Consider the following 11927-nt stretch of genomic DNA (forward strand, 5'->3'; position numbering starts at 1 on the left):
GGGAGTTGCCAGCTAACAGCAGCCAACACACCGGAATAAAATGAATTTTTAAAAAATGGGACTTTTGGGTCAATTTGGCCCGGCAAATGGGTCAAAAAGCGACAGAGCAGTGGTCCTTCGCAGGCCGACATCGATTAGGCTAATTATAACATCGATGAAGGGGACGAGAAGCACGGCGAGTTGATCGAATAACGGACAGCTGCATTGCCCCAAAGGGACATTTTGTCGCGGCAGGCAAGGCGCATCAGGATGCCGGCGCGGCCGGAAGGTCAGCGCGACGGCCACAGAAACAGGCAATGCAAGCGGAGAAACCGGAAGAAACATTCCCCTGGACGGCCTGCGGCTCACAGCCAAAGCCGGCGCGACAGCGGCAGAAAGGCTGGAAGGAGCGGCTTTCGGACAGGGAGATCGGGCTGCGCCACAGACCAGCCGGCCGGCGTCGCCTCCGGAGACGATCTCTGGGGAGGGGCCTGGCCGGCGGCCGCTGCGCCCGGAGTCAAAACAGCCCCGGGCGGCCCCGCTCAAGCCGGTCTAGCGGGGCAGACCGGCCGGGGCGTCGGCGTCTACCGGCAATTGCCGGCGATACAACCAGAACAGACCCACCGCAAAAAACGCCCCCAACGTGTCGGCCAGCATATCCTTCTGGGCGTCCCAGACATCGCCCTGGCTGCCCAGAAACTCCACCCCGGCCTCGCCGCCCTCGGCCACGGCGTACCACCATTCGATGATCTCATAGGCGCAGGCCACGGCCATGATCACGGTGACGGCAAAGACGGCGATGACGACCGGATGGGCCAAGCGCCTGCGCCAGAGGTATTCGGCCAGGGCAAAGGCGTAAAAGCCCACGGTGAAATGGGCCAGCCGGTCGAAGTGGTTGCGCGAGAAGCCAAAGAGGTCGGTAACAAAGCCAAAGGGCACGTTGGCAAAGGTGTAGTGCCCGCCGATGGTGTGCAAAAAGAGCCAGACGGCCATCAGGGCGTAGCCCAGGTTGGAAAACCGGAACCGCCGGCTGGTCGCCGCAAAATACAAAAAGACGGCCATGACCGGGATGTTCTCCGCCCACCAGACCTGGCGCGAGACCGGGGCCAGACCCAGGGCCACAAAAAAGACCACGAACGTTGCCGCCAAAATCTCGGGAAACCGTCTGTCCACGCCGCCTCCTTCCTGCCGCCGGCTCTGCGCCGGCCCAGGCCGGGCCGGCGGCGAATCACCGCTTTGCCAGAACTACCCCAGGTCGAAACGGCCGACAACCAGGCCGCGTTGCCAAGCCAGGCCGCGTTGCCAAGCCAGGCCGGCAGGGGCCGCCGGGTTGCGAAAAAACGTCGAAAGCGGCAAGCAATCCGCCATGGACCACTTCGATTTCGTCATCGCCGGAGCCGGCATCGTCGGCCTGACCACGGCGCTTGCCGTACTGCGCCGCGCCCCGACCGCCCGCCTCGCCGTCGTCGAAAAGGAACCCGCCCCCGGACGCCACGCCAGCGGCCGCAACAGCGGCGTGCTCCACTGTGGCCTGTACTACGGCAGCGACACGAAAAAGGCCCAAGTCTGCGCCGTCGGCGGCCGACGCATGGCCGAGTTCGCCGCCGAGCACGGCATCCGGCTTGACCGCTGCGGCAAGGTGCTGGCGGCCACCGATCCGGCCCAACTGCCGGTGGTGGAACGCCTGCTCGCCAACGCCCGGGCCGGCGGCATCCGGGCCGAACGCATCGACAATCGGACTCTTTTGGCGCTGGAGCCGGCCGCGCCGCCCGAGGCCGTGGCCGCCATCCACTGTCCGGACACGGCGGTCATCGACATCCAAGGCGTCATGGCGACCCTGGCCGGCCGCTTGCGCGACGCCGGCGTCCGTTTTTTCTTCCAGCGCCGGGTGGCCGGGCCAGGACCGGACGGGGCCATTGCCACCACGACCGGTCCCATTGCCGCCGGCTTTTTATTCAACTGCTGCGGGGCCTATGCCGACGTCCTGGCCAAGGCCTACGGCTTTGCCCGGGCCTATGCCCTGGTTCCGTTCAAAGGCATTTACTGGAAGCTCGCCCCGGCCAGCGCCGCCCGCGTTCGCGGCAACATCTATCCGGTGCCCGACATCGCCATGCCCTTTCTCGGCGTCCATTTCACCCGGGGCATCAGCGGCGACGTGTACGTCGGCCCCACAGCCATCCCGGCCCTTGGCCGCGAGAACTACGGCCTCCTGGCCGGGGCGCGGCCCCTGGAAGCAGCCGCGATCCTGGTCCGGCTGGCTCGCCTGTATCTGGCCGACGTCGACCATTTTCGAAATCTGGCCCACACGGAGCTGCGCAAATACGCCAAGGCGCACTTCCACCGCTGCGCCCAGCGGCTCATGCCTTCGCTTGGCATCGACGACCTCGTGCCCACGAACAAGGCCGGCATCCGGCCCCAGCTCGTCAATCTGGCCGAGGGCCGCCTGGAAATGGACTATATCTTGGAAGGCGACGCCCGGTCACTGCACGTCCTAAACGCCATCTCCCCGGCCTTCACCGGCAGCTTCGCCTTTGCCGAGATGATCGTTGCCGCCAGCGGTGTGATATAAGTATTCGTTTGACAAGCCCGTCGACAAAGCGATATTCAAGTACTAATCAAAATGCTATAAATATATCATCTAACAAAAATAATACAGACCACACTCTGGCTTTCTCCGTCGCACCCGTAGCGACACACGCAAAACCGCTGCGAAAGGGGACAAAATGAACACACAGGATCCAGCTCTCCAACCCAAGGATTCCTTACTTGCCTCCACCTGGGTTCTTGTATGTGGTTTTGCAATCGGACTAATTGCAATCATATTCTTCATGGGATACATTATCCTTCTGACAGTTAATAAGCAGACAAGCATTCCTGATGACATAAAAAATCTAATAGAAATTGTTTTTTCATTTTCAATTGGCCTATCATATTCATTTATCGGTGGACACGCCGCTGTTAAAGGCAAAATAAACATTCCTTATGTCAAACAAAATCCTATATTATTTAGTGCTGGAGGCGGAATAGCCGCCTTTTTTATAACACTTGTATTGTCACACTCACTGTTTCATCCCAAGTCTACACCTCCTCCACGACCTCTCTCTCCATTAATTTCTGGGTCAATTATTTTACACGATGGCTTTCCTGAACCAGCGAAAAGTGGTTTTAACTTCAGAAAACAGCAAGTTGTAGATTGGTACTCTGGAGACGCAGATATCCTTGCCGCAAGCCCTGGTCAAACAGGAATGAGATTTTTTGTCCAACACGACCAACCACCATATAATAAAAACGCGACTGGAATTGACGCCGCGAACGGAGAAGTCATCCAAACCAACGACTTTACCTTAGACAATTCAAAGCCATGTCCTCTAACTGGCTATAAATTCCATTGGATAGAACCCAAACAAAGTACCGTCTATTGCTTACGAACTCGTGACGGGAAATCGTATGTAAAATTTATTGTCAATAGCATTAGTAACGACAGGATATCCATTGAGTATGCTTACAGGGAAGATGGGAAAAATGAATTCTAGCATAAAGCAACATGTGCGTCCTCTATATCTAACCTAATCACGTTGCCAACTTGAAACAAGACACAAACATTTGTTCTGTTCGTTTTACCTGAATCGACCACGCAATGAATCATCGCCCAACATCTTGGAGATCATCGGATTGAGCCCTCGTTTAAAAGCCTGATATTCGCTGCCACAGCCCTCCACCACCCGCACCATAAAAAAGGCCGGGGCGCATGTCCCGGCCTTTGCCTGTCCGTTGGCAGCAACGGGAAAATCAGAGCACCAGCGGCGCAAATCCGGCCGCGACCAGGGCCGCCACCACGGACTCGCCGTGTTCGCGGTCGCGGGCCTCGAAGGAGATTTCCAGGCTGGCCTCCTTGGCCGGCAAGGCCAGCAAGGTGCGGTGGTGCTGGATCTCCATGATGTTGGCCCCGCAGTCGCGCAAAACGGCCGTGACCTGGGCCAGCGTGCCCGGACGGTCGGAAATGGGCAGGCGCAGGGTCACCACCCGGCCCTCGCGGATCAGTTCCCGCATGATGACCGAGGCCAGGAGCCTCGGGTCGATGTTGCCGCCGCTTAAAACCAGCCCGACCTTTTTGCCGGCAAAGCGTTCGGGATAGGCCAGCAAGGCGGCCAGGGGCGCAGCCCCGGCCCCTTCGGCCACGGTCTTTTCGATAAAGAGATACAGGGCCACGGCCTGCTCCAGGCGCGGCTCATCCACCACCAGCACGTCGTCCACCCTGGCCCGCACCACTTCCGTGGTCAGTGCGCCCGGGTATTTGACCGCGATGCCCTCGGCAATGGTGTTGCCTGTGCCGGTCGGCGGTTCGCCGCGCATGGCGCACAGCATCGACGGATAACACGAAGCCTGGACGCCGAAGACCTCGATGCCGGGACGCAGGCCCTTGGCCGCTGTGGCCACGCCGGAAATAAGGCCGCCGCCGCCAATGGGCGTGACAATGACGTCCAGGTCCGGCTGGGCCGACAACATTTCGAGCGCCACCGTGCCCTGGCCAGCCATGACCATGGCGTCGTCGAACGGATGGATAAAGGTCAGGCCGCGTGCGGCCGTAATCCGGGCCGCTTCCTCGCTGGCCTCGACCAGGGTGTCGCCGGCCAGGACCACCTCGGCCCCGTGGGCCTTGGTATGCTCCACTTTGACCGACGGAGTGTGGGCCGGCATGATGATGGTGGCCGGAATGCCCAGCTGTTTGGCGTGGTAGGCCACGCCCTGGGCATGGTTGCCGGCGGACATGGCCGACACGCCGCGGGCGCGTTCGTCGTCGGTGAGCGTTAAAAGCTTGTTGAGCGCCCCGCGCTCTTTAAAGGACGCCGTGAACTGATGGTTCTCGAATTTGACCAGGACGTAAGCTCCGGTCATGGCCGAGAGCACCTGGGAATGCAAAAAGGGCGTGACCCGCAGCCGGGGGGACAAACGGGCCTCGGCGGCCCAGACATCGGCAAGTTCGATCATTTTCCACTCTCTTGGCCGACAGCGCCGGCAGCGGCGTCCAGGGCCTCGAAACGGCCCCGCTCCCGGTTTTTGCGCACTGCCCCGGCGGCAAACACCCGGCCGCTCATGGCGATATAGACCCCGGGCGGCAGGGACCAGACCGCGCCCACGGCGCAGCCGACGTTAAAGGTCGCGTCCGAGGCCGCGAACCGGGCCGGGCTCATGGCCCCGGTCAGGACGATGGTCTTGCCGGGAACATTGGTCAGCACCAAGGCGGTCTCGGTCATGGTGTCGGTGCCATGGGTGACGAGCACATGGGGGCAGGGGTCGGCGGCGATCAGCCAGCGCAGTTCCTCGCGCTCGGCCGGGGTGACGTAGAGACTGTCCTTGCGGGTCACTTCCGTGACGGTAAAATCGAAATCCACCCCGGCCTGGGTCAGGATGGCCCGAACCTGCGGTTCGCCCACGGTGTAGTTGGACAGGTCGTCGAAGTAGACCTTGTCGATGGTCCCGCCCATGGAATAGACGGCTAATTTCACTTTTTTCCCCATTTATAGCTGTGTGCGCCAAGCAGCCCACAGCCGTCTTTTCAAGGGGCTGTCCCGGTCCCCAACCGACCGGCTGGCCGGCCAGCCCCCCAAAACCCTTAAAAAACTTTCCCCAGCAAGGGGGTCCGGGGGGATTATCCCCCCCGGCCGCCGGAGGCATCTCCCTCTTCTCTTTTCTCGTCCTTACCCCCCCAAATACGCTTCGCGCACCCGGGCGTCAGCGATGAGCGACTCGCCGGTGCCGGACAGGGTGATGGACCCGGTTTCGAGCACGTAGGCCTGATGGGCGACCTTGAGGGCCGCGTAGGCGTTTTGCTCGACGAGGAGTACCGTCATGCCCCGGTCGTTGATCATGCGGATGATGGAGAAGACCTCTTTGACCAAGAGCGGAGCCAGCCCCAGGCTCGGCTCGTCGAGCATGACGAGTTTGGGCGCGCTCATGAGCGCCCGGGCCACGGCCAGCATCTGCTGTTCGCCGCCGGACAGGGTGCCGCCCTTCTGGTTACAGCGTTCGGACAGACGCGGGAACAGCTCGAAGACCCATTCGATGTCCTTGGCGATAGCCGGCTTGTCGCTGCGGCTGTAGGCCCCGAGGTGCAGGTTTTCCAGCACGGTCAGGTGGGCGAAAATACGCCGGCCTTCCGGCGACATGACGATCCCGGCCTTGACGATGTCCACGGGATTTTTCCCGGAAATGTCCACGCCGTTCCAGCTGATGTGGCCGCGCTTGTTCTTGATCAGCCCGGCAATGGCCCGCAGCGTGCTGCTCTTGCCGGCCCCGTTGGCCCCGATAAGCGTCACCACCGAGCCTTTGGGCACATCCAGGGAGATGCCTTTGAGGGCGTGGATGCCGCCGTAATGGACATGCAGGTCGCGGATCTCAAGCATGGTCGAGCGCCTCCTCGCCGAGGTAGGCCAGGATCACCTTGGGATCGTGGCGGATGGCCTCGGGGTTGCCCTGGGCGATGGTGACGCCGTAGTCCAGGACCCAGATGTGTTCGCAAATACCCATGACCACCTTCATGTCGTGTTCGATGAGCAGGATGGTCAGGTTGAAGTCGTCGCGGATGGTGCGCACAAAGCCCATGAGGTCTTCGGACTCCTGGGGGTTCATGCCGGCGGCCGGCTCGTCGAGGAGCAAAAAGCCGGGATCGGTGGCCAAGGCGCGGGCGATTTCCAGGCGGCGCTGAGCTCCGTAGGCCAGACTGTTGGCCTTGTCGTCGGCCAGATCGGCCAATCCCACGGCGTCGAGCAGTTCCAGGCAATGGCTGCGCATGGCCTTGTCTTCGCGCAGGTAGGCCGGGGTAAAGAGCACGGCCTGGAGCCAGCCGGTTTTCTGGCGCAGATGGCGGCCGATCATGACGTTTTCGAGCACCGTCTCGTTGCCGAAAAGCCGGATGTTCTGAAAGGTCCGGGCGATGCCGGCCTTGCAGACCGTGTGCGGGGCCAGACCGGAAACCTCGCGGCCCTCGTAGACGATGCGGCCGGTGGTCGGCTTGTAAAAGCCGGTGATCATGTTGAAGCAGGTGGTCTTGCCGGCGCCGTTGGGACCGATCAGGCCGGCGATGGCCCCGCGTTTGACCGCTATGGAAAAGTCGGTCACCGCGGCCAACCCGCCAAAGCGCATGGTCACGTCCTCAGTGGAAAGGATGATGTCGTTTGCCATTACGCCTTCCCCCGGGAAAAGACTCTGGTAAGCGATTGCCAGCTCAGTTCACGCATGCCCATAAGGCCCTCGCGTCGAAACAAAATGATCATGATGAGCGCCAACGAGAACACCACCATGCGCATGCCCGGGACGCCCGGCAGCTCGAAGCCGAAGAGGTCCACCGGGTTTTCCACCACCCGCAGCCACTCCAGCATGACGGTGATGCCGATGCCGGCCATGATGGTGCCGCTTAGGGACCCGAGGCCACCGGCCACCACGATCATGAGGATGTTGAAGGTGAGGGTAAAAAGAAACATCTTGGGATCGATGGTGGTGAGCAGGCTGGCCAGGAGCGCCCCGCCGACGCCGGCGAAAAACGCGCCCACGGAAAAGGACAGCAGCTTGTAGCGAAAGACGTTGACGCCCATGGCCCGGGCGGCGGCCTCGTCGTCGCGGATGGCTTTTAAGACATTGCCGGTGTTGCTCTGGAGCAGGCGTACGATGACGTAGAGGGTGACCAGACACCAGCCGAAATTCCACCACAGGTTGGCATAATCCGGGATGCCCTTGAACCCGAGCGCGCCGTTGGTGAGGCGGGGGAAGTTGTTGGCCAGGACGCGCACGATCTCGGCAAAGCCCAGGGTGGCGATGCCGAGGTAGTCGTCGCCCAGGCGCAGGAGCGGGTAGCCGACGATGACCCCGGCGAGGGCCGCTGCCAGCCCGCCGGCAATAACGGCCGCCAGAAAGGGAAGATGGGCGTTTTGCACCCAGTCATAGGCCGGCTCCAGAATAAACAGCATGTCCTTCTGGTCCGGGGTCATGATCAGAATGGAGCAGACATAGGCTCCGATGGCCATGAACCCGGCGTGGCCGAGGCTGAAAAGACCGGTGAAGCCGTAGATGAGGTTGAGCGACAGGGCCAGGATGATGTTGATGGCGATGAGGTTTAAAATCTGGATCTTGTAGCCGTCGAACGAATCCTTGGCCAGCCACAGAAACAGTCCGGCAGCGATCACGGCCAGACAATTAAGCAGTATGGTTTGCCCGCGTCGCATCAGACTTTATCCTCCAGACGTTCGCCGAGAAGCCCGGTCGGCTTGACCATGAGGACCAGGATGAGCAGCACGAAGGCGAAAGCGTCCCGGTAACCGGCCAGATCAGGGAAAAAGGCCACGGTCATGATCTCAATAAATCCCAGGGCCAGCCCGCCGATGACCGCGCCCGGAATGGAGCCGATGCCGCCGAAAACCGCCGCGATAAAGGCCTTGAACCCCGGGATGGTGCCCATGATGGGCTGGAGCTGGGGGTAGCGCAGCGCCCACATGATGCCGCTGGCGGCAGCCAGGGCCGTGCCGATGCCAAAGGTCAGGGCGATGATGCGGTTGACCGGCACGCCCATCAGGTAGCTCGTCTCGATGTCCTTGCTGATCGCCCGCATCCCAAGGCCGGCCTTGGTGCGGTAAACGATCCAGATCAAAACGAGCATGAGCGCCAGGGACAGAAGCGGCACGAACAGCGTCAGCGGCAGGATGCGCACCCCGTGCGTGATGATGGGGTCTTCGAGCCATTTGGGCCGGTAGACCTCGCGGGGGATGGCCTGGAAGAACACAATGGCCACGTTTTGCAGAAAAAATGAGACGCCAATGGAGCTTATGAGCGCCGAAATACGGGGGGCGTCGCGCAGCGGCCGGTAGGCCACCTGATCGACAATGACGCCGAGGGTGGCCGTGACGGCAATGGCAATGGCCATGGCCACGGGCCAGGGCAGATGGCCGAGGGTGATGCCCCAGAAAACGAAATAGGCCCCGAGCATGAACATTTCGCTGTGGGCGAAGTTGATCAGGCGCAGGATGCCGTAGACCATCGTGTAGCCGATGGCGACCAGGGCATAGAGACTGCCGAGCGTCAGGCTGTTGAGCATATGCTGGATGAACATCGCCAGGTTCATGCGGAAATCCTTGCTTGTGTCTTGGCCGCCGGCCGCCCGGACGGTGCGGGGGACGGGCCGCCTGGCAGGCGGCCCGTCCCTTCGCTCTACACGGTCGACGGTTTAGAGTTCCGGGGTGATCTCGCCTTCGTAGACCTTCTTGCCGTCCTTGATGATGACCAGGCCCACGGGCTTTTCGGCGTCGTGGGTCTCGTTGATGGTCGTTGCGCCGGTGACGCCCTGGAAGCCCTTGGTGGCGGCCAGCGCCTTGGCGATGGATTCGGGGTCGGCCTTGCCGGCGCGGGTGATGGCGTCGAGGATGATCATGTAGGCGTCATAGCCCAGGGCCGCGTTCACGTTGGGTTCCTTGTCCGGGTAGGCAGCCTTCCAGCCTTCGGTGAACTTCTTGGCCATGGGGGTCATGTTCTTCATGGACGGGTCATAGGGGAAGGTGGTGTGGACGAACCCTTCCACGGCGGAACCGCCGATGGCGGTGATCTCGGGGTTGTCCATGGCGTCGCCGCCCATGATCTTGAAGGTCGCGCCCAGTTCCTTGGCCTGCTTCATGATGATGGCGCCCTCGGCAAAGTAGGAGGGGATAAACAGGACATCAGGCTTTTCGGAGATGATCTTGGTCAGCTGGGCGGTGAAGTCCTGGTCGCCGGACTGGTAGTTGAGCGTGGAGACGACCTTGCCGCCGAGCTTGGTAAACGACTTGTTGAAGTACTTCGACAGGCCGACGGAGTAGTCGTTGGCCACGTCCACCAGCATGGCGGCGGTTTTGAGGCCCAGGGTCTTGTAGGCATAGGTGGCCGCGCCAGCGCCCTGGTAGGGGTCGATGAAGCACACGCGGAAGATGTACTTCTTGCCCTGGGTGACCAGCGGGTTGGTGCAGCTGGTGCCGACCTGGGGGATGCCGGCCTTTTCCGAGACTTCGCCGCCGGCCATGGCCAGGGAGGAGCCGTAGGTGCCGATGATGGCCTGGACTTTTTCTTTCTCGATCAGGCGTTTGACGGCGTTGGCCGACTCGACCTTATCGGACTTGTTGTCCACGACAAACAGCTCGATCTTTTTGCCGAGCACGGTCGGATTCTCTTTGGCGGCCATCTGCACGCCCTCGAGTTCCAACTGGCCGCCAAAGGCGTTCTGGCCGGTCAGCGGCAGGAACACGCCGATCTTGATGGTGTCGTCGGCGCAAAGCGCCGTGTTGGCGAAGGCGAAAACCAGGGCCAGGCACAAAAGCATCATTTTGCGCATGAGGATTCCTCCACAATTACGGGTTGCCGCCGGCGTCACAAACCGCTCCGGCGCTTACAACGAAACAACAGCCGATATCTTCTTGGCCAACTCCACCAGATAGCCGGCGAAGAGGCGTTCGAACTCCTGCATGGAATAGGTGGCGGTGGACGAGTCAAAGCTCACTGCGCCGACCACGTTGCCGGTGCGCAGGGAGAAAAGCGGCGCGCCGATGGCAATGAGGCCGGGCAGCGATTCTTCGTTATTGCGGGCAAAGCCCAGTTCGCGCACCTGGGCGAGTTCGGCTTCGAGCACGGCCTTGTCGGTGATGGTGCGGTCGGTCTTGGCGACCAGTTCCAGGCGGTCCATCAGTTCGGCCAGGGCGCGCGGCTCAATAAAGGCCATGGCGGCCTTGCCGGCGGCCAGATAATGCAGGGCCGAGGCGTAGCTAAACGACCGGAAAGCGTGGGTGTCGGCGGAATCGCGGCGATAAATGAGATAGATGGCGTCGTTGGCCAGGATGCCGACGTCGATATGGAGACCGTGCCGGGCGGCGGCTTCATCGACCAGAGGTCGCAGCAGGCGCACCAGTTCGCTTTGTTCGATCATGGACTGGGCCAGGGCCAGGGTGCGCACGCCCAGGCGGTAGAGGCCCGAGCGGGGGTCGCGGGCCAGATAGCCCTGTTCGCAATAGGTGGTGACGTAGCGGTGGGCGGAGGTTTTGCTGATGCCCACACGGGCGGCGATTTCGCTTAGGGTGAAGCCGGCGTCCTCGATGCCGAACAAATCGAGGATGAGCAGCCCTTTGGCCAGGGATTCGGAGATATTGGCCTTTCCTGACACGAAAATCGGCTCCGATTGCTAAAAATGTGAACCGTCGTTCCGACTGGCGGAACACTCGGACCGGTTGTGTGATACCCGGAGTCGGGGCGGCTGTCAAAGGTTCCGGGGAGGTTTCGGGAAGCGTTCGGGAAAAAGGTCACAATTATGGCGATTGTTCGGGGAGGGGCGGGTGCCTCCATGCCCAATTGGCCCGGCAGTTGCCATCCGAGGGGGTCAGCATGAACACGCTGGCCATGGCCTTGCCCCCCTCTCCCGCGATTGGCCGGCAAAAGGAACACGCGGAGGATGGAAAGGATCTTTGTACTGGACAAGCACACTATTTTGTGATTTTTTGAACTTTATGGCAGACCTGCTTGCACCAAAGGACGAATTTCGCGTCCGAGGGTTGGCTGCTCGACTGGACTGACTCTTGTGAACTTCAACATGATCAGGAGGTAAGGAGATGAGAATCTTTCTGCTCGCGATTTCGTTGTTGCTGCTCAGCGTTAGTGCCTTCGCTGCCGATGAAGCTGCTGATACCGCGAACAGGGCTGCGTTTGAAAAAGAGTGTGCGGCGCTGATTGCTCCGGGCGGACCGTGTGCCGACGTGCAGAAAGGCGGTGGCGGCCGCAGGGGATGCGTCGCCAAGCCAGAAAACATAGAGAAAGCCACTCCGGCCTGCAAAAAGGTCATTGAGGAATGGAAGGCGCTGCCGAAATAGTTTGACGGCTGTTGCGTCACTCGACAGCTTGGTGTGCAAGATGCGTCACGCTGCGAAGGCTCTGCTTTCGCAGCCTGG

12 protein-coding genes are annotated in these 11927 nt (G+C 61.2%); 3 read left to right on the forward strand and 9 right to left on the reverse strand.

The annotated features are described in order from the left end of the window. Positions 1-531: 531 nt before the first annotated feature. Positions 532-1152, reverse strand: a complete 621-nt coding sequence (locus NY78_RS09670) for a DUF2238 domain-containing protein (RefSeq protein WP_043634922.1) — start codon at positions 1150-1152, stop codon at positions 532-534. Positions 1153-1309: 157 nt separating this feature from the next. Between NY78_RS09670 and lhgO the strand changes: the two genes are divergently transcribed. Both lhgO and NY78_RS24660 read left to right on the forward strand, forming a co-directional pair. After that, a complete protein-coding gene (gene lhgO / locus NY78_RS09675) occupies positions 1310-2548 on the forward strand; it encodes an L-2-hydroxyglutarate oxidase (RefSeq protein ID WP_231583894.1) in 1239 nt (412 codons plus the stop codon). 154 nt (positions 2549-2702) lie between these two features. Continuing rightward, a complete protein-coding gene (locus NY78_RS24660; protein WP_156180912.1) occupies positions 2703-3512 on the forward strand; it encodes a hypothetical protein in 810 nt (269 codons plus the stop codon). A 256-nt stretch (positions 3513-3768) separates the two neighbouring features. Here the strand turns inward: NY78_RS24660 and NY78_RS09680 are convergent, their stop codons facing one another. From NY78_RS09680 to NY78_RS09715, 8 genes are all read right to left on the reverse strand, one after another. Further along, positions 3769-4968, reverse strand: a complete 1200-nt coding sequence (locus tag NY78_RS09680; RefSeq protein WP_043634930.1) for a threonine ammonia-lyase — start codon at positions 4966-4968, stop codon at positions 3769-3771. Beyond that, positions 4965-5486 (reverse strand): asparaginase domain-containing protein, encoded by a 522-nt coding sequence (locus tag NY78_RS09685; protein ID WP_082139952.1) that lies wholly within the window; start codon positions 5484-5486, stop codon positions 4965-4967. Before NY78_RS09685 ends, NY78_RS09680 begins: the two co-directional genes overlap by 4 nt. A 192-nt stretch (positions 5487-5678) precedes the next feature. Then, positions 5679-6383 carry an ABC transporter ATP-binding protein gene (locus NY78_RS09690; RefSeq protein ID WP_043634932.1) on the reverse strand — a complete coding sequence of 235 codons (705 nt, stop codon included), beginning with the start codon at positions 6381-6383 and terminating at the stop codon, positions 5679-5681. Then, entirely contained in the window at positions 6376-7161 is a 786-nt protein-coding gene (locus tag NY78_RS09695) for an ABC transporter ATP-binding protein (RefSeq protein WP_043634935.1), read from the reverse strand. The genes NY78_RS09690 and NY78_RS09695 overlap by 8 nt, the downstream gene beginning before the upstream one ends. Continuing rightward, on the reverse strand, positions 7161-8198 hold the full coding sequence (locus tag NY78_RS09700) for a branched-chain amino acid ABC transporter permease (RefSeq protein WP_043634938.1): 1038 nt from the start codon (positions 8196-8198) through the stop codon (positions 7161-7163). The genes NY78_RS09695 and NY78_RS09700 overlap by 1 nt, the downstream gene beginning before the upstream one ends. Next, entirely contained in the window at positions 8198-9091 is an 894-nt protein-coding gene (locus tag NY78_RS09705) for a branched-chain amino acid ABC transporter permease (RefSeq protein WP_043634941.1), read from the reverse strand. The genes NY78_RS09700 and NY78_RS09705 overlap by 1 nt, the downstream gene beginning before the upstream one ends. 102 nt (positions 9092-9193) lie before the next feature. Next, complete coding sequence (locus tag NY78_RS09710) at positions 9194-10327, reverse strand: ABC transporter substrate-binding protein (RefSeq protein ID WP_043634944.1); 1134 nt, start codon at positions 10325-10327, stop codon at positions 9194-9196. Between the two features lie 54 nt (positions 10328-10381). Then, the gene (locus tag NY78_RS09715) at positions 10382-11149 is read right to left on the reverse strand and encodes an IclR family transcriptional regulator (protein WP_043634948.1); all 768 of its coding nucleotides are present in this window, start codon (positions 11147-11149) and stop codon (positions 10382-10384) included. A 442-nt stretch (positions 11150-11591) separates the two neighbouring features. On the opposite strand from NY78_RS09715, the gene NY78_RS09720 reads away from it, so the two are divergent. Beyond that, positions 11592-11849, forward strand: a complete 258-nt coding sequence (locus NY78_RS09720) for a hypothetical protein (protein WP_043634953.1) — start codon at positions 11592-11594, stop codon at positions 11847-11849. The last annotated feature ends 78 nt before the right edge of the window (positions 11850-11927 follow it).

The sequence above is a fragment of the Desulfovibrio sp. TomC genome (genome assembly GCF_000801335.2).
Classification (GTDB): Bacteria; Desulfobacterota; Desulfovibrionia; order Desulfovibrionales; family Desulfovibrionaceae; genus Solidesulfovibrio.

Coding starts and splice junctions, on each gene's coding strand:
- NY78_RS24660 (WP_156180912.1), top strand. CDS start 2,703: ATGAACACACAGGATCCAGCTCTCCAACCCAAGGATTCCTTACTTGCC.
- NY78_RS09680 (WP_043634930.1), bottom strand. CDS start 4,968: ATGATCGAACTTGCCGATGTCTGGGCCGCCGAGGCCCGTTTGTCCCCC.
- NY78_RS09690 (WP_043634932.1), bottom strand. CDS start 6,383: ATGCTTGAGATCCGCGACCTGCATGTCCATTACGGCGGCATCCACGCC.
- NY78_RS09695 (WP_043634935.1), bottom strand. CDS start 7,161: ATGGCAAACGACATCATCCTTTCCACTGAGGACGTGACCATGCGCTTT.
- NY78_RS09700 (WP_043634938.1), bottom strand. CDS start 8,198: ATGCGACGCGGGCAAACCATACTGCTTAATTGTCTGGCCGTGATCGCT.
- NY78_RS09705 (WP_043634941.1), bottom strand. CDS start 9,091: ATGAACCTGGCGATGTTCATCCAGCATATGCTCAACAGCCTGACGCTC.
- NY78_RS09710 (WP_043634944.1), bottom strand. CDS start 10,327: ATGCGCAAAATGATGCTTTTGTGCCTGGCCCTGGTTTTCGCCTTCGCC.
- NY78_RS09720 (WP_043634953.1), top strand. CDS start 11,592: ATGAGAATCTTTCTGCTCGCGATTTCGTTGTTGCTGCTCAGCGTTAGT.